General features: G+C 63.4%; 16 protein-coding genes. 12 read left to right on the forward strand and 4 right to left on the reverse strand.

Features of this window, described 5'->3' with window-relative positions; genetic code table 11:
* Positions 1–8 precede the first annotated feature (8 nt).
* The 10 genes from aruF to C8E02_RS12390 all read left to right on the forward strand — a co-directional run bounded on the left by aruF (position 9) and on the right by C8E02_RS12390 (position 10,519).
* Positions 9–1,049: an arginine/ornithine succinyltransferase subunit alpha gene (aruF, locus tag C8E02_RS12345; RefSeq protein ID WP_047967111.1), complete on the forward strand. Its 1,041-nt coding sequence runs from the start codon at positions 9–11 to the stop codon at positions 1,047–1,049.
* Positions 1,046–2,080, forward strand: a complete 1,035-nt coding sequence (astA, locus tag C8E02_RS12350) for an arginine N-succinyltransferase (protein ID WP_120811112.1) — start codon at positions 1,046–1,048, stop codon at positions 2,078–2,080. Before aruF ends, astA begins: the two co-directional genes overlap by 4 nt.
* On the forward strand, positions 2,081–3,541 hold the full coding sequence (gene astD, locus C8E02_RS12355) for a succinylglutamate-semialdehyde dehydrogenase (protein ID WP_120811114.1): 1,461 nt from the start codon (positions 2,081–2,083) through the stop codon (positions 3,539–3,541).
* On the forward strand, positions 3,538–4,887 hold the full coding sequence (gene astB / locus C8E02_RS12360; RefSeq protein ID WP_211329243.1) for an N-succinylarginine dihydrolase: 1,350 nt from the start codon (positions 3,538–3,540) through the stop codon (positions 4,885–4,887). The genes astD and astB overlap by 4 nt, the downstream gene beginning before the upstream one ends.
* Positions 4,888–5,397: 510 nt before the next feature.
* The gene (locus C8E02_RS12365) at positions 5,398–6,327 is read left to right on the forward strand and encodes a branched-chain amino acid ABC transporter permease (protein WP_047967107.1); all 930 of its coding nucleotides are present in this window, start codon (positions 5,398–5,400) and stop codon (positions 6,325–6,327) included.
* Between the two features lie 19 nt (positions 6,328–6,346).
* Positions 6,347–7,411 (forward strand): ABC transporter permease subunit, encoded by a 1,065-nt coding sequence (locus C8E02_RS12370; protein ID WP_047967106.1) that lies wholly within the window; start codon positions 6,347–6,349, stop codon positions 7,409–7,411.
* Between the two features lie 3 nt (positions 7,412–7,414).
* A complete protein-coding gene (locus tag C8E02_RS12375) occupies positions 7,415–8,185 on the forward strand; it encodes an ABC transporter ATP-binding protein (RefSeq protein WP_047967105.1) in 771 nt (256 codons plus the stop codon).
* Positions 8,182–8,892: an ABC transporter ATP-binding protein gene (locus tag C8E02_RS12380; RefSeq protein ID WP_047967104.1), complete on the forward strand. Its 711-nt coding sequence runs from the start codon at positions 8,182–8,184 to the stop codon at positions 8,890–8,892. The genes C8E02_RS12375 and C8E02_RS12380 overlap by 4 nt, the downstream gene beginning before the upstream one ends.
* 89 nt (positions 8,893–8,981) lie before the next feature.
* Positions 8,982–9,764, forward strand: a complete 783-nt coding sequence (locus C8E02_RS12385) for a YdcF family protein (RefSeq protein WP_120811120.1) — start codon at positions 8,982–8,984, stop codon at positions 9,762–9,764.
* The gene (locus tag C8E02_RS12390; RefSeq protein ID WP_120811122.1) at positions 9,761–10,519 is read left to right on the forward strand and encodes a competence/damage-inducible protein A; all 759 of its coding nucleotides are present in this window, start codon (positions 9,761–9,763) and stop codon (positions 10,517–10,519) included. Before C8E02_RS12385 ends, C8E02_RS12390 begins: the two co-directional genes overlap by 4 nt.
* A gap of 157 nt (positions 10,520–10,676) precedes the next feature.
* On the opposite strand, the gene nadC is transcribed toward C8E02_RS12390, so the two are convergent.
* The gene (nadC, locus tag C8E02_RS12395) at positions 10,677–11,516 is read right to left on the reverse strand and encodes a carboxylating nicotinate-nucleotide diphosphorylase (protein ID WP_120811124.1); all 840 of its coding nucleotides are present in this window, start codon (positions 11,514–11,516) and stop codon (positions 10,677–10,679) included.
* 102 nt (positions 11,517–11,618) lie between these two features.
* Between nadC and C8E02_RS12400 the strand changes: the two genes are divergently transcribed.
* Positions 11,619–12,278, forward strand: coding sequence for an energy-coupling factor ABC transporter permease (locus tag C8E02_RS12400; protein WP_120811126.1), 660 nt, complete (start codon positions 11,619–11,621; stop codon positions 12,276–12,278).
* 16 nt (positions 12,279–12,294) lie between these two features.
* Positions 12,295–12,675 carry an MAPEG family protein gene (locus C8E02_RS12405; RefSeq protein WP_120811128.1) on the forward strand — a complete coding sequence of 127 codons (381 nt, stop codon included), beginning with the start codon at positions 12,295–12,297 and terminating at the stop codon, positions 12,673–12,675.
* Positions 12,676–12,750: 75 nt separating this feature from the next.
* Here the strand turns inward: C8E02_RS12405 and murB are convergent, their stop codons facing one another.
* The 3 genes from murB to C8E02_RS12420 all read right to left on the reverse strand — a co-directional run bounded on the left by murB (position 12,751) and on the right by C8E02_RS12420 (position 15,527).
* On the reverse strand, positions 12,751–13,767 hold the full coding sequence (murB, locus tag C8E02_RS12410) for a UDP-N-acetylmuramate dehydrogenase (protein WP_120811130.1): 1,017 nt from the start codon (positions 13,765–13,767) through the stop codon (positions 12,751–12,753).
* Positions 13,768–13,777: 10 nt separating this feature from the next.
* Positions 13,778–15,166: an MATE family efflux transporter gene (locus C8E02_RS12415; protein ID WP_120811132.1), complete on the reverse strand. Its 1,389-nt coding sequence runs from the start codon at positions 15,164–15,166 to the stop codon at positions 13,778–13,780.
* A gap of 73 nt (positions 15,167–15,239) precedes the next feature.
* On the reverse strand, positions 15,240–15,527 hold the full coding sequence (locus C8E02_RS12420) for a hypothetical protein (protein ID WP_120811134.1): 288 nt from the start codon (positions 15,525–15,527) through the stop codon (positions 15,240–15,242).
* Positions 15,528–15,900: the final 373 nt, after the last annotated feature.

Genomic DNA, 15,900 nt, shown 5'->3' on the forward strand with positions numbered 1-15,900 from the left:
AAATAACCATGTTGATCGTGCGTCCAGTACGCATTTCCGATCTGCCAGTCATTGAAACAATGGCGGTGGACAGCGGGATTGGCGTCACCAGCTTGCCGAACAATCGGGAAAAGCTCTACGAAAAAATCCAGACCTCGCTCGGCGCCTTCGAGCACGAGGCGGTAGCCGGTACCGGCCGCGAATACTATATGTTCGTGCTGGAAGACGACGGCCAGGTGGTCGGCACCGCGTCGATCAGCGCCTCCGCCGGCTTTGAAGAGCCGTTCTACAGCTACCGCAGTGAAACCATGGTGCACGCCTCGCGCGCGCTGAAGGTGAACAACCGCATCCACGTGCTGAACATGTGCCACGACCTGACCGGCATGGTGCAGCTGTGCGGCTTCTACTGCATGCCGAATTTGTCGCTGCGCGCGCTGGAATTGCTGTCGCGTGCCCGACTCCTCTATATGGCCGCCGCGCGCGAACGTTTCGGTCGCCGCATCCTGGTCGAGATGCAGGGCATTCTCGACGCCAACGCGCAGTCGCCGTTCTGGGACGCCATCGGTCGCCGCTTCTTCAATATGGACTTCCCGCAGGTGGAGCAGGCCTTCGCCCAGCGCAGCAAGACCTTTATTGCCGAGCTGATGCCGACCTACCCGATCTACGTGCCGCTGTTGCCGGATCAGGCGCAAAACGCCATCGGCCAGATTCACCCCGATTTCGAGCGTCCGTTCAACATCCTCAGCCGCGAAGGCTTCGAGGCCGACAACTACATCGACATCTTTGACGGCGGCGCGGTGCTGACCGCCGAGGTCGACCAGTTGTTCAGCATGCGCCAGCAGCTGCGGGCGCAGGTTGAAGTGGCACCTGTGCTGCCGGAAGGCGCCGAAGAGATGGTGATTTCCAACCATCGCAGCGACCAGTTCGCCCTGGCGCAGGCGCATGCCAGCCTGGTGGACGACGTGCTGTTCATCACACCGGATACCGCGCGCGCGCTGTCGCTCGCCAGTGGCCAGATCGCCTGTGTCGCGCCGCTATTGCAAGCAGAACAAGGGAGGGTTGCAGCATGATGGTGATTCGCCCGGTCAAGGCGTCCGACCTGGACGGCCTGATGGAGCTGGCGCGCAGCGCCGGCGTGGGTTTGACCTCGTTGCCGGTGAACGAAGAGCGCCTCAGCGCCCGTATCGCCCGCTCCGAGAAAAGCTTCAGCGGCGAGGCCGATCTGGCCGAGCGCGGCTACGTGTTCGTGCTGGAAGACACCGCCAGCGGCCGTGTCGGCGGCATATGCGCGCTGGAAGCGGCGGTCGGCCTGAAAGAGCCTTGGTACAACTACCGTGTCGGCACCATCGTCCACGCCTCGGAAGAGCTGGACGTCTACACCCGTCACGAAACGCTGTTCCTGTCCAACGATCACACCGGCTACTCCGAGCTGTGCACGCTGTTCCTGCACCCGGATTTCCGCGTCAACAAGAACGGCGGCCTGCTGTCCAAGAGCCGCTTCCTGTTCCTGGCGCAGTTCCCGGAAATGTTCGGCAAGGTGGTGGTGGCGGAGATGCGCGGTGTGTCCGACGCCGCCGGTAACTCGCCATTCTGGGAGGCGCTCGGCCGCCACTTCTTCTCGATGGAGTTCGCGCAGGCCGACTACCTGACCGGCGTCGGCCAGAAGGCTTTCGTCGCCGAGCTGATGCCGAAATTCCCGGTCTACATCGACTTCCTGCCGCAGGACGCGCAGGCGGTGATCGGCCAGACCCACGACAACACCCGCCCGGCGGTGGCGATGTTGCACAGCGAAGGCTTCCGTTACGAAGGCTACGTCGACATTTTCGACGCCGGCCCGACGGTACAGGCCTACACCCGCGACATCCGCGCGGTGCGCGACAGCCGCCTGCTTGCGGCCAACGTTGGCGACAGTGCGGATAGCGCGGCAACCGGTTTCTATCTGGTGTCCAACACCGGCTTTGACGGCTTCCGCGTGCTGCTGGCCGAGCTGGCACCGGGCGCGGACAGCGTCAAACTGAGCGCGGAACAGGCGGCAACACTGAATATCAAGCAGGGCGATGTGGTGCGCGTGGTGGCACTGTCGCCGAAGGAGACTGCATAAATGGCAACGCAATTCATCAATGGCAGCTGGTTGTCCGGTAGCGGCGAGCAGCTGAACAAGAACAATCCGGCCACCGGCATCCTGATCTGGCAAGGCCAGGCCGCCGATGCGCAGCAAGTCGACGCCGCCGTGCGCGCCGCGCGTGCCGCGTTCAAAGGCTGGGCACGCACCGCGCTGGACGAGCGCCTGGCCGTCATCCGCCGCTTTGGCGAACTGCTGAACAGCAACAAGGCCGCGCTGGCGGAGATCATCGCCAAGGAAACCGGCAAGCCGATGTGGGAAGCGCAGACCGAAGTCACCACTATGGTGAACAAGGTCGAGATCTCGATCAAAGCCTATAACGAGCGTACCGGTGAGCGCAGTGCGGCGATGGGCGACGCGCAGGCGGTATTGCGCCACAAGCCGCACGGCGTGGTGGCGGTGTTCGGGCCGTACAACTTCCCCGGTCACTTGCCGAACGGCCACATCGTGCCGGCGCTGATCGCGGGCAACACCGTGATCTTCAAGCCGTCCGAGCTGACACCGTGGACGGCGCAGGAAACCGTGCGTTTGTGGCACGAGGCCGGCCTGCCGGCCGGGGTGATCAACCTGACCCAGGGCGCCAAGGAAACCGGCATCGCGCTGGCCAACCACGACGGTATCGACGGCCTGTTCTTTACTGGCAGCTCCGGCACCGGCAACCTGCTGCACAAGGCCTTCGGCGGGCAGCCGGAGAAAATCCTGGCGCTGGAAATGGGCGGCAACAATCCGCTGATCGTCGGCACGGTCGCCGATGTCGATGCCGCCGTGCATCACGTGATCCAGTCCGCCTTCGTCTCCGCCGGCCAGCGCTGCACTTGCGCCCGCCGCCTGCTGGTGGCGGAGGGCGCCGCCGGCGACGCCTTCATCGCGCGGCTGGTGCAGGTTGCGGCCAACCTTAAGGTGGGTCTGTACAACGAGGAACCGCAGCCGTTCATGGGTTCGGTGATTTCCAATGCCGCCGCCGACGCGCTGTTGGCAGCGCAGGCCAGCCTGGCCGCCACTGGCGGCAAGGTGCTGCTGGAGATGAAACGACTGTCCGAAGTCGGCGCCATCCTGTCGCCGGGCATCATCGACACCACCCACGCGCAGCGTCCGGACGACGAATTCTTCGGCCCGCTGCTGCAGATCATCCGCTACCGCGATTTTGACCAGGCGATCGAACTGGCCAACGACACCCGCTTCGGCCTGGCCGGGGGTGTGCTGTCCGACGATCGCGGCCAGTACGAGCAGTACCTGCTGGAAAGCCGTGCCGGGGTGGTGAACTGGAACAAGCCGCTGACCGGCGCCTCCAGCGCTGCACCATTTGGTGGCATCGGCGCCTCCGGCAATCACCGTCCTAGTGCCTATTACGCCGCCGATTACTGCGCGTGGCCGGTAGCGTCGCTGGAATGCGACAGCCTGACCGTTCCGTCTCAACTTTCTCCGGGGATCGTACTGTGAGCAATGCTTTTGAAGTGAACTTCGACGGCCTGGTGGGCCCGACGCACAACTACAGCGGCCTGTCCTACGGCAACGTCGCCTCTACCGGCAACCAGAATGCAGCCTCCAATCCGAAGCTGGCCGCCAAGCAGGGCCTGGCCAAGATGAAGGCGCTGCACGACCTCGGCTTCAAGCAGGGCGTGCTGGCCCCGCACGAGCGTCCGGATGTGGCCTCGCTGCGGCTGCTGGGCTTTGGCGGCAGCGATGCGCAGGTCATTGCCCGCGCCGCGAAAGAGGCGCCGGCGATCCTGGCGGCCGCCACCTCGGCGTCGTGCATGTGGACCGCCAACGCGGCCACCGTCAGCCCGTCCGGTGACACCGCCGACGGTCGCGTGCACTTCACGCCGGCCAACCTGAACAACAAGTTCCACCGCTCCATCGAGCATCCGACCACCCGCCGCATCCTGCAGGCGATGTTCGCCGACGAATCGCGCTTCGCGGTGCACCCGGCGCTGCCGGCGCAGATGCACTTCGGTGACGAGGGCGCGGCCAACCATACCCGCTTCTGTCATGAATACGATGGTGCCGGCGTCGAGTTCTTCGTGTTCGGTGCCGCCGCCTTTGACAGCCGTTACCCGAAACCGGCGCGTTTCCCGGCGCGGCAGACGCTGGAAGCCTGCCAGGCGGTGGCCCGCCTGCACGGTCTGAAGGAAGCGGGCGTGGTCTACGCGCAGCAGGATCCGGATACCATCGACGCCGGCGTGTTCCACAACGACGTGATCTCGGTCGGTAACCGCAATGTGCTGTTCCACCACGAGAAGTCCTTCCTGCATCAGGCCGAGGTGCTGGCCGAGTTGGATCGCAAGTTGGCCGCGGCCGGCGGCAACTTCATCGCCATCGAAGTGCCGCTGGCGGAAGTCAGCGTCGAAGAGGCAGTGAAGAGTTACCTGTTCAATAGCCAGCTGCTGTCGAAGCCGGACGGCAAGATGATCATCGTGGTGCCGGAAGAGTGCCGCAACATCGAACGGGTGTGGACTTACCTGCAGAAGATGAGCAGCGCTGGCGGCCCGATCGACGAGGTGCGCGTGTTCGACCTGAAGCAGAGCATGCAGAATGGCGGCGGCCCGGCCTGCCTGCGCCTGCGTGTGGCGCTGTCGGCGGCGGAGATTGCGGCGGTCAATCCGAACGTAATGATGAGCGATGCATTATTTGGCACGCTTAATGCTTGGGTAGACCGGCATTATCGCGACCGCCTGTCACCGGACGATCTGGCCGATCCGCAACTGCTTGTCGAGTGCCGTACCGCACTGGATGAACTGAGCGGCATCCTGGCCCTGGGCTCGGTGTATCCTTTCCAAATGGTGTAATTAAACCCATCTGGAAAATGCATTTGCATATAGGCCATCTGCGATCATGTCGCAGGTGGCTTTTTTGTTGTGTGAGTGCAAAAGCAAATAAAATCGATTGTATCCATAATCGGTTTTTTGCTTTTGCGCGGATTTGGTGCATCGGCGGCGTATTTGTGATTCGAATTGAAACAAATTTGGTTCGTTTTCGAAAAGAAAGGAAAATTTTTAAAAATAATACGCGCGAAAAAGAACATCAAAAAAAGCCTTTGGTTGCAACGCAACATTGAATTGCGGCTAGTATTTTTTGCTGTTTTTTTTAATCAAATCAATGACTTGCATTGTGTTAAAAAAATCGCAAAAAAACCTTAATTTCTCAAGTTTTTGCGATTGACAGTCGATTGGATACGCTATCATAATCCGCTCGGCTTGTCGGACAGAAACCCAACTGCCGACCTTTGCACAGAAGACGGTAAAAGAGGGTAAACCCCGCATAAATCGTCGGGACAATCATCCTTAGGAGATCCCACCGTGGACATTTTTCTGCAACAGATCCTGAACGGCCTCGTGCTGGGCAGCATTTATGCCCTGATCGCACTTGGTTACACCATGGTGTACGGGATCATGGGCCTCATCAACTTCGCGCATGGCGAAGTCGTGATGTTTGGCGCCATGGTTACCATCACCGTTGTTACTTCCCTGATGAATGCCGGTGTCGGTCTGCCGGGTCCGATGCTGGTACTGATCGGCCTGCTGGTCGCCATTCCCGCCTGCATGCTGCTGGGCTACTCCATCGAGCGCGTAGCTTACCGCCCGCTGCGTGGCGCACCCAAGCTGGCACCGCTGATCACCGCGATCGGCCTGTCCATCGTGCTGCAGCAGGTTGCCATCCTGATCTGGGGCCGTAACTACATCCCGTTCCCGGCCATCCTGGATCACGAAACCATCGAGATCTTCGGTGCCACCATCACCAAGCTGCAACTGGGTATCGTTGCCCTGTGCCTGCTGCTGATGATCGGCCTGCTGGTCGTGGTCGAGAAGACCAAGCTGGGCCGAGCGATGCGCGCCACCAGCCAGAACCCGGCAGTTGCCAGCCTGATGGGTGTCAACGTCAATACCATCATCTCCGCGACCTTCGTGATGGGTTCGGCGCTGGGTGCCATCGCTGGTGTGATGGTTGCCACCAACTATGACCAGGCTCACTACTATATGGGCTTCATGATCGGCCTGAAGGCGTTTACCGCCGCGGTGCTGGGTGGTATCGGCAACCTGGGTGGTGCCGTCGCCGGTGGCATCCTGCTGGGCATTATCGAAAGTCTGGGTGCCGGCTATATTGGTGACCTGACCGGTGGTTTCCTGGGTTCGCACTATCAGGACATCTTTGCCTTCGCTGTGCTGATCGTCGTTCTGATCTTCCGTCCTTCTGGCCTGCTGGGCGAGAAAATGGCCGATCGCGCCTAATAGGGAGAGACAAGTGAGCATGACTATGGATACCAACAAAAAACTGGCGGTCTTTATTGCCTCCGCCATCGTGCTGGCCGTGCTGCCGTTCGTGGTCGGCAATACCCTGGGTAACTCCTGGGTGCGCACCATCGACTTCGCGCTGCTGTATGTAATGCTGGCGCTGGGTCTGAACATCGTGGTCGGCTTTGCCGGTCTGCTGGACCTGGGTTTCATCGCCTTCTACGCCGTCGGTGCCTACACCTTCGCGCTGCTGGGCTCGCCGCACTTCGACATTCACCTGCCGTTCTACATCTCGATCCCGCTGGGCGCCGGTCTGGCCGCGATGTTCGGCCTGCTGCTGGGTACTCCGGTACTGAAGCTGAAGGGCGACTATCTGGCGATCGTGACGCTGGGCTTCGGTGAAATCGTACGGATCTTCATGAACAACCTGAACGCCCCGGTGAACATCACCAACGGGCCGCAGGGTATCAACCTGATCGATCCGATCCAGATCGGCGGCGTGTCGCTGGGCAAGGCCATCGAGGTATTCGGTTTCAGCCTGAACCCGGTGCACATGTACTACTACGTGTTCCTGTTCCTGACCGTGGTGGTGGTGATCATGGTTTACCGCCTGCAGCACTCCCGTATCGGTCGTGCCTGGGTGGCGATGCGTGAAGACTCGATCGCCGCGGCGGCAATGGGTCTCAACATTCGCAACATCAAGCTGCTGGCCTTTGCGCTGGGCGCGCTGTCCGGTGGTGTGGCCGGTGGCCTGTTCGCGACCTTCCAGGGCTTTATCTCGCCGGAATCGTTCGGCCTGCTGGAATCGATCATGATCCTGGCAATGGTGGTACTGGGCGGTATGGGTCACATCCCTGGCGTGATCCTGGGTGCCGTGGTGCTGACCATTGCGCCGGAAGTCCTGCGTGACGTGATCGGTCCGCTGCAGATGCATACCTTCGGCAAAATGATTGTCGACCCGGAAAACGCCCGTATGCTGCTGTTCGGTGCAGCGATGGTGATCATGATGCTGGTACGTCCTGAAGGTATGTGGCCGTCCAAGCGTCGTGCGGCCGAATTCAAAGATGCGAAGAAAGGTTAAGCCATGTCTGAAGTTTTGCTGAAAATCGAAGGCATCAACAAGCGTTTTGGCGGCCTTCACGCACTGAGTAATGTCAGCCTGCACATCAACAAGGGCGAGATTTACGGCCTGATCGGTCCTAACGGCGCCGGCAAGACCACCATGTTCAACGTGCTGACCGGCCTGTACACCCCGGACGAAGGCTCCTTTACCTTTGACGGCAACGATCTGTTCCGTGCGCCACCGCACGTGGTGGTGAATACCGGTATCGCCCGTACCTTCCAGAACATCCGTCTGTTCCACGAGATGACGGCGCTGGAAAACGTGATGGTTGGTCGCCACATCCGCTCCAAGGCCAATGCGCTGGGTGCGGTGCTGCGCAACAAGGCCACCCGCGACGAGGAAGCCGAGATCGAGGCCAAGGCCTGGGAACTGCTGCGCTATGTCGGCATCGAGGATGTCGCCTACGAGCGTGCCAAGAACCTGTCCTACGGTCACCAGCGTCGTCTGGAAATCGCCCGTGCGCTGGCCACCGAGCCGAAGCTGCTGGCGCTGGATGAACCGGCCGCCGGCATGAACCCGAGCGAGACCGAATCGCTGAAGGCGTTGATGGAAAAGATCCGCGACGGTGGTGTCACCGTGCTGCTGATCGAACACGACGTGAAGCTGATGATGGGCCTGTGCGATCGTATCGCCGTGCTCGACTATGGCAAGAAAATTGCGGAAGGTGTGCCCGAAGTGGTACGTAAAGATCCGAAAGTGATCGAGGCTTATCTGGGAGTGGCACACGAATGAGCATTCTAGACGTCAAGAACCTGCAGGTTTCCTACGGTGGCATTCAGGCCGTCAAGGGCATCGACTTCCACATCAACAAGGGCGAGCTGGTGACCCTGATCGGTGCCAACGGTGCCGGCAAGACCACCACGCTGAAAACCCTGGTCGGCATGGTCAAGATCGCCGGCGGCAGCATCAACTTTGATGGCAAGGACACCACCAGCATCGCCACCCACGATTTCGTGCGTAACGGTCTGGTGATGGTGCCGGAAGGTCGTGGCATCTTCGGCAAGCTGACGGTGGAAGAAAACCTGCAAATGGGTGGTTTCCATCGCAACGACAAGGATGGCATCCAGCGCGACATCGAGCGCGGCTACGAGCTGTTCCCACGCCTGAAGGAGCGGCAGAAGCAGCTGGCCGGTACCCTGTCCGGCGGTGAGCAGCAGATGGTGGCGATGGCGCGTGCGATCATCTCGCAGCCGAAGCTGCTGCTGCTGGACGAACCGTCGATGGGTTTGGCACCGCTGATCGTGGAAAAGATCTTCGAGATCATCCAGATGGTGGCGGCAGAAGGCGTGACCATGTTGCTGGTGGAACAGAACGCCAAGCTGGCGCTGCAGGTATCGCAGCGCGGCTACGTGATGGAAAGCGGCAAGATCAGCATGAGCGGCCCAGCGAAGGAACTGCTGGACGACGAGCGCGTGCGTAACGCCTACCTCGGCGGTTAATCCCGTCCGGTCACGGGTGCGGCCTGCCGGCCGCCCCGTGTGTGCTTGCCCGAGGCGGATATTGCCGCCGTGTCGCGAGAACAATCACCATGCTTGACACCCTCAGCCCCGATGTCCTGCTCCGTCAGGCACTCGGGGCTTTGTTTTTTCCGCCGCTGAACGGGCTGTTGTTGCTGCTGGCCGGCGGCTACTGGCAGCGGCGGGCACCGGCGGCCGGCCGCTTGCTGTTGCTGCTGGCGCTGCTGTTGAGCTATCTGCAGGCGACGCCATGGCTGGCGATGCGGCTTAACGGCGCGCTGGAAACGTTTGCGCCGGCCACGCTGGCGCAGGTACGCACGACCGGCGCCATCGTGGTGCTCGGCGGCGGCCAGCGGCCGGCGCCGGAGTATGCGGCCAACGTGCCGTCCGGCGACAGCCTGGCGCGGCTGCGCTATGGCGCCTATCTGGCGCGGGCCAGTGGCCTGCCATTGCTGCTGACCGGCGGTGCCCCCAACGGTGGCGAGGCCGAGGCGGTGGTGATGGCGCGCGTGCTGCAGCAGGATTACGGCATCACCCCGCGCTGGGTGGAAGCCGCCGCGGAAACCACCGCCGACAATGCCCGCCTGTCTGCCGCGCTGCTGCGCGAGGCCAAGGTTGGCCGCATCACGCTGGTGACGCAGGCGTGGCACATGCCGCGCGCGCTGCCGTCGTTCCGTGCCGCCGGCCTGCAGGTGCTGGCGGCGCCGACCGGCTATAGTCGTTATGACGGCATCTGGCTGCAGCACTGGCTGCCGAGCGGGCGTGCGATGCAGGAGGTGTATCAGGCGGAGCGCGAATGGCTGGGGCTGCTGTATTATCGCTTGCGTTCCCTCATCACAGGATTAAGCACATGAACATCGGCGCGCTGATCATCGGAGACGAACTGTTGTCCGGCAAACGCCAGGACAAGCACATGCCGGTGCTGATCCGCCTGCTGGCGGAACGCGGCATGAAACTGGCCTGGGTCGAGTACCTCGGTGACGATCCGGCGCGCATCGAGGTGGCGCTGCGTCGCGCTTTCGCCAGCGGCGACCTGGTGTTCAGCTTCGGCGGCATCGGCGCGACGCCGGACGACTACACCCGCGCCTGTGCTGCCCAGGCGCTGGACGAGGCGCTGGAGATCCACCCCGAGGCGAAGCAGCTGATCGAAGGCCGCTTTGGTGCCGACGCCTATCCGCACCGCATCAATATGGGCCGGCTGCCGGCCAGCGCGCGGCTGATCCCCAATCCGGTCAACCAGATGCCGGGCTTTTCCTGCCGCGATGTGCACTTCGTGCCCGGCTTTCCCAATATGGCGTGGCCGATGGTGGCGTGGGTGCTGGACACGCAGTACCGGGCGCTGTTTTCCGAGCACCCGGACGTGGAGCAGGGCTGCATCGCCATCGAGGCGCGTGAGGGCGACCTGATCACGCTGATGCAGGAATTCGTGGCGCGCTATCCGGCGCTGCGTTTCTCCAGCCTGCCCAATTTCGGCACCGACGCCATTCCGCAGATGCACATCGAATTCGGCTTCAGTGGCCAGCCGGCGCTGGTGGCGATGGCACTGGACGAGTGGCGCAAGGCGCTGCTGGCCAAGGGTTACGAGGTGCGCGACAAGCCGGCGAGCTAGCTGCTGCGGTGCTGGCCGGCTAACGGCCGATGCGGATAACGCGGGGCGGCGCCACTGACCCGTGCGCCGCGACAAGACAAAAGGTTGGCCGCAAGCGGTGATGCTTGCGGCCAACCTTTTGTCGTTGTGGCGTAGGGCGCCGGCAGGCGCCGGTAGCTTAGTTGACGAAGCGCATCGAGAAGTCGATGGCGCGCACGTCCTTGGTCAGCTTGCCGATGGAAATGCGGTCGACGCCGGTGTCGGCGATGGCGCGCACGCTGTCCAGATCGACACCGCCGGAGGCTTCCAGCTGCGCACGGCCGGCATTGCGGCGTACCGCCTCGCGCATCTCGTCCAGCGACATGTTGTCGAGCAGGATCAGCGGGCAGGTCGCGGCCAGCGCCTCGTCCAGCTCGGCCAGGTTTTCCACTTCCACCTGCAGCGTCACATGCGGCGGGGCGATGGCGCGCGCGGCTTTGAGCGCCGCGGTGATGCTGCCGTTGGCGATGATGTGGTTTTCCTTGATCAGGATGCCGTCGTAGAGGCCGACGCGCTGGTTGGCGCCACCGCCGACGGTGACGGCGTACTTCTGCGCCAGGCGCAGGCCGGGCACCGTCTTGCGGGTGTCGTGGATCACGGCGCGGCTACCGGCGACGGCATCGACGTAGCGGCGCGTTTCGGTGGCCACACCGGACAGCGTCTGCAGGAAGTTCAGGCCGCTGCGTTCGGCGGTGAGCAGCGCTTGCGCCGGGCCGTTGATGGTGCACACCACGTCACCGTTGTCGATGCGGGCGCCTTCGGCGACGTGCCACTGCACCCGGCAGCGCGCGTCGATCTGGCGATAGCACTCTTCCAGCCACGCCTGGCCGCACAGCACCGCCGCTTCGCGCGCCACGATGCGCGCTTCACCCGGCTGGTTCGGGCACAGGGCGGCAGTCCAGTCCTTGTCGCCGATGTCTTCGGCAAGGGCAAGGCTGACGGAGTGGGCGATCAGGTGCTGGGCGGGCAAGGTCGGCATGATGGTCTGGGTCCGGGGCAAAGAGCGCGATTTTACCCCGCTTTGGCGTGGCGGTGGGGGGCTCTGCTATGATGAGGGTCTGTCGCCCGTCCCGATCCGTCGATGAATTTTCCCGATACGCTGTTTTCTCCGCCACTGCTGTGGGCTGCCACCGGCCTGATGTTGCTGCTGCTGTCACTGGCGGCGTGGCGCGTGCCGTGGCGCACACTGCCATCCGGCGCGGTCAGTGCCTGGGCGGCGGCCTGTGTGTTGCTGGCCGCGATGTGGCTGGTCAAGGCAGGCTTGCAGCCGGGGCTGTCATTTCACCTGCTGGGGGCGGCGATCTTCACCCTGCTGATGGGGCCGGCGCTGGCGCTGCTGGCACTGGCGCTGGTGCTGCTGTTGCAGGTGGCGGCAGGGCAGCTGGGCTGGCTGGCGCTGGGGCTGAATTTCTGCGTCACGCTGTTGCCGGCTGTGGCAGTGACCGCGCTGGCCCTGCGTCTGGCGCAGCGCTATCTGCCGGCACACCTGTTCGTCTATGTCTTCGTCAACGCCTTTCTCGCCGGCGGCCTGAGCCTGATAGTCGCCGCCGCCAGCGGCATGGCGCTGCTGTGGCTGCAGGGCGTATACGACTGGCCCTACCTGCTGGATAACGCGCTGCCGTTCTATTTCTTGCTGTCGTGGTCGGAGGCGTTCACCAGTGGGCTGGTGCTGTCGATCATGGTGGTGTACCGGCCGCAGTGGGTGCGCAGTTTTGATGACGCGCGCTATCTGGTGCGCTGACTGAAAGGGGAGTGTGATGCAGTTTGCGTTCTGGGCAATCCTGCTGGCCGCGGCGATGCCGCTACTGTGGGCGGTGCTGGCCAAAAGCGGGCCGGGTTTCGACAATCATCAGCCGCGGCGCTATCTCGCCGGGCTGCAAGGCTGGCGCCAGCGTGCACAGTGGGCGCAGCAGAATTCCTGGGAGGCGTTCGCGCCGTTTGCCGCCGCCGTCATCGTCGCCTACCTGATGATGGTGACCCCGCAGCAGCTGGATGCAGCGGCCGCCGTCTTCATCGTGGCGCGGCTCGGCTACGGCGTGTGCTATGTCGCCGACTGGGCCACGTTGCGCTCGCTGTGCTGGACGGTGGGCTTTGGCGTGGTGGTGTACCTGTTCCTGGCGGCAGCGCATTTGCTGTGATGCCGGTGAGTGGAAAGCAATGCGGCCAACCTTGTCCAAGGTTGGCCGCATTGCTTTGGCGATGGCTTGTTGCAGTTACGGCATGATCGGTTCGGCTTCCAGCGCCACGCCGTAGCGGGCCAGCACCGTGGCCTGTACCTTGGCCGCCAGCGCGGCGATTTGCCGGCCGCTGGCCTGGCCGTAGTTGACCAGTACCAGCGCCTGTTTGGCGTGCACGCCGGCGTCGCCGTCGCGGTAGCCCTTCAGTCCGGCCTGGTCGATCAACCAGCCGGCCGCCAGCTTCACCTTGCCTTCGCCGGCCGGATAGTGCGGCAGCGCCGGGAAGCGCGCCAAGAGCGCGGCGGCCTGCTCGTTGTCGACGATCGGATTCTTGAAGAAGCTGCCGGCATTGCCCAGCTGCGCCGGATCCGGCAGCTTGCTCTGGCGGATGGCGATCACCGCGCAGCTGACCTCCTGTGCAGTCGGCGTGCCGCTGATGCCCATCGCCTGCAGTTGCTGCGCGATGTCGCCATAGCCAGTCTTGCTGTGAGCGTGGCGCGACAGGCGAAAGCGCACCGCGGTCACCAGATAGCGGCCGGCGTGCTGCTTGAACACGCTGTCGCGGTAGGCAAAGTGGCAGTCGGCATTGGCCAGCGTCACCGCCGCGCCGCCGTGCTGCAGGTCGGCACACACCACTTCCGTGATGCAGTCCTTCACCTCCACGCCGTAGGCGCCGATGTTCTGGATCGGGCTGGCGCCGACGGTGCCGGGGATCAGGCTGAGGTTTTCCAGTCCGCACCAGCCCTGCTGCAGGGTGTGGCAGACGAAGTCGTGCCAGTTTTCGCCGGCGGCGGCCTCGATGACCACGCTGTCGCCGTCGTCGGCCAGCAGGTGGATGCCCTTGAGCAGGATGCGTACCACGGTGCCGGGGTAGTCGTCGCGCAGCAGCAGGTTGCTGCCGCCGCCCAACCACAGCACCGGTCCGTCCAGCTCGGTCAGCAGGGCCGGCAGCTGGCTCAGTTGCTGCAGCTCGGTGTAGCGGCGTGCACTGGCGGCAATGCCGAAGGTGTTGAACGGTTGCAGCGAAACGTGTTGCTGGAAGGTGATGGTCACGAAGCGGGCCTCACAAGGTTTGACGATGCAGGCGCTGCCTGCTGATATGGGAAAGGTAGCCGACCAGGGTCAGCCCCGCCACGCTGAGGCTGACCACCAGTGCCGCCCAGAAGCCGTGCACGCCCATGCGCGGCAGCAGCCAGTCGGTCAGTCCCAGCACCATGCCCAGCCCGAGGCCGAGACCCCAGAACGACACGATGTGGATTGCCATCGGCAGGGTGGTGATCTTGTAGCCGCGCAACGCACCGGAGGCTACCGTTTGCATCGCGTCGGTCAGCTGGTAAAAGGCGGCGAACAGCATCAGCGTGCTGCCCAGCGCCACCACCGCCGGGTCCGGGCTGTACATGGCGATGATCTGGTGGCGGAACAGCAGCACCAGCAGCATGGTCAGCACCGCGGCAGCGATACTGAGCGCGATGCCTAGGCCGCTGATCAGCCGCGCCTGCAGGTAGTCGCCGCTGCCGATGCTCTGGCCGACGCGGATGGTCAGCGCGGTGGCGATGCTCTGCGGGATCATGTAGATCAGGCTGGAGAAGTTCAGCACCGCCTGGTGGCTGGCTACCACCAGGGTGCCCAGTTGCGCGATCAGCAGCGCGATGAAGGAAAACAGGCTGACCTCGACGAAGAACGACAGCCCGATCGGCAGCCCCAGCTTCAGCATCGCCGGAAAACGCGACCATTGTGGCCAGCTGAATTGCTGTGTCAGGCCGTAGTCGGCCAGTGCCCGGTTGCGGGCGAGGTAGACGAACAGCGTGATGGCGTTGAACCACATCACCATGCCGGTGGCCCAGCCGCAGCCGGCGCCGCCCAGTTGCGGCAGGCCGAACAGGCCGTGGATCAGCATGTAGTTGAGCGGAATGTTCAGCAGCAGCGCGATCAGGCTCACCACCATGATCGGGCGCGGTCGGTTGAGGCTGGAGGCAAAGGCGTGCAGCGCACGGTGCATCATCGCCGCCGGCATGCCGATGGCGGTGCCGCTGATGAACAGCATTACCTTGTCCTCCACCGTGTCCGGCAGGCTCAGCCACTGGCGCAACAGAGGCTGGATCGCCAGCATCAGCAGCGCGCCGAGGCAGCCGAGCAGCAGCCCGAACCACAGGCCCTGGCGCGCGGTTTCGCCGATGCTGCGGGTTTCGCCGGCACCGAACTGGTGCGACAGGATCGGGTTCAGCGCGCTGACGATGCCCATCAGCGTGACATAGACGGTGATGAAGATGCTGGCGCCCAGCGACACCGCCGCCAGATCGTCGGTGCTGACGCGGCCGGCCATTACCGTGTCGACAAAACCGGTCGCGACCTGGGCGATCTGCGCCACCATCATCGGCAGCGCCAGATGGCTCAGGGTGCGGGTTTCTTCGCGGATGCGCGGCCAGCCGGCCTTATCAAGGTGAAACAGCATGTCAATCCAGCTCGGGAGCAAACCGCCGATTATAGCCGGATCGGCCGCGCGGCGTCCGTGCCGCGCAGCGGACTCAGGCGACGCCCGGGCGGCGCAGGTGGCAGCTGATGATCAGCGCGTTGCCGAACAGGCGGTTGATCTGCAGCGCCTGGTCGACATCGACATCCTGCAGTAGTAGTTTGCCCTGTTGCAGGCTGGCGGCCAGGCCGCGTTCGCTGGCCCAGGCCAGCAGTGTGGTCAGCTGGCGGGCGCCGGCATTGTCGCCGAGGTGGATGGCGCGCAGCTCGCCGCGCAGCGATGGGGTGGAACGGGCAGGGGTGGTGGCAAACTCGGTGTAACGGTCTTGTTCGCAGTCGTACATGGTCTCGGTCTTCCTTGTCGGTCGCCCGGACTATCCGAGCGACGCTTTAGCAGAGTTGGTTTAACGGCGCCCTGCAAGTTGTCGATTAACTCGGCGCCATGCGTTTTCACGCGGGGTACGGCTTTGCGGCAGCAGAAAACAAAAAATCCGCTGGCCAGTGGCTGCAGCGGATCGCTTGATCTGACGCTTTAGCTGGCATTTATAATGCGCCCGCAAGCTGATATCAAATCGGCGCAGAGACAACGTTACGACAGGGCACTGCCGCTTGTCAAGCCGCGGCGGCGCGCGGCTGCCGGCGGCGGTATTGGCAGGCAGGTGGAGCCAGTTTTGCGAATCGCGCTATAATCCGCCGCCTGAACGCGGACTTTGTGTC

It is taken from the genome of Vogesella indigofera (assembly GCF_003633895.1).
In the GTDB taxonomy this organism is placed as follows: domain Bacteria; phylum Pseudomonadota; class Gammaproteobacteria; order Burkholderiales; family Chromobacteriaceae; genus Vogesella; species Vogesella indigofera.

Coding starts and splice junctions, on each gene's coding strand:
- C8E02_RS12375 (WP_047967105.1), top strand. CDS start 7,415: ATGTCTGAAGTTTTGCTGAAAATCGAAGGCATCAACAAGCGTTTTGGC.
- astA (WP_120811112.1), top strand. CDS start 1,046: ATGATGGTGATTCGCCCGGTCAAGGCGTCCGACCTGGACGGCCTGATG.
- C8E02_RS12380 (WP_047967104.1), top strand. CDS start 8,182: ATGAGCATTCTAGACGTCAAGAACCTGCAGGTTTCCTACGGTGGCATT.
- aruF (WP_047967111.1), top strand. CDS start 9: ATGTTGATCGTGCGTCCAGTACGCATTTCCGATCTGCCAGTCATTGAA.
- nadC (WP_120811124.1), bottom strand. CDS start 11,516: ATGCCGACCTTGCCCGCCCAGCACCTGATCGCCCACTCCGTCAGCCTT.
- C8E02_RS12420 (WP_120811134.1), bottom strand. CDS start 15,527: ATGTACGACTGCGAACAAGACCGTTACACCGAGTTTGCCACCACCCCT.
- C8E02_RS12370 (WP_047967106.1), top strand. CDS start 6,347: ATGACTATGGATACCAACAAAAAACTGGCGGTCTTTATTGCCTCCGCC.
- C8E02_RS12405 (WP_120811128.1), top strand. CDS start 12,295: ATGCAGTTTGCGTTCTGGGCAATCCTGCTGGCCGCGGCGATGCCGCTA.
- C8E02_RS12390 (WP_120811122.1), top strand. CDS start 9,761: ATGAACATCGGCGCGCTGATCATCGGAGACGAACTGTTGTCCGGCAAA.
- C8E02_RS12385 (WP_120811120.1), top strand. CDS start 8,982: ATGCTTGACACCCTCAGCCCCGATGTCCTGCTCCGTCAGGCACTCGGG.
- astD (WP_120811114.1), top strand. CDS start 2,081: ATGGCAACGCAATTCATCAATGGCAGCTGGTTGTCCGGTAGCGGCGAG.
- C8E02_RS12415 (WP_120811132.1), bottom strand. CDS start 15,166: ATGCTGTTTCACCTTGATAAGGCCGGCTGGCCGCGCATCCGCGAAGAA.
- C8E02_RS12400 (WP_120811126.1), top strand. CDS start 11,619: ATGAATTTTCCCGATACGCTGTTTTCTCCGCCACTGCTGTGGGCTGCC.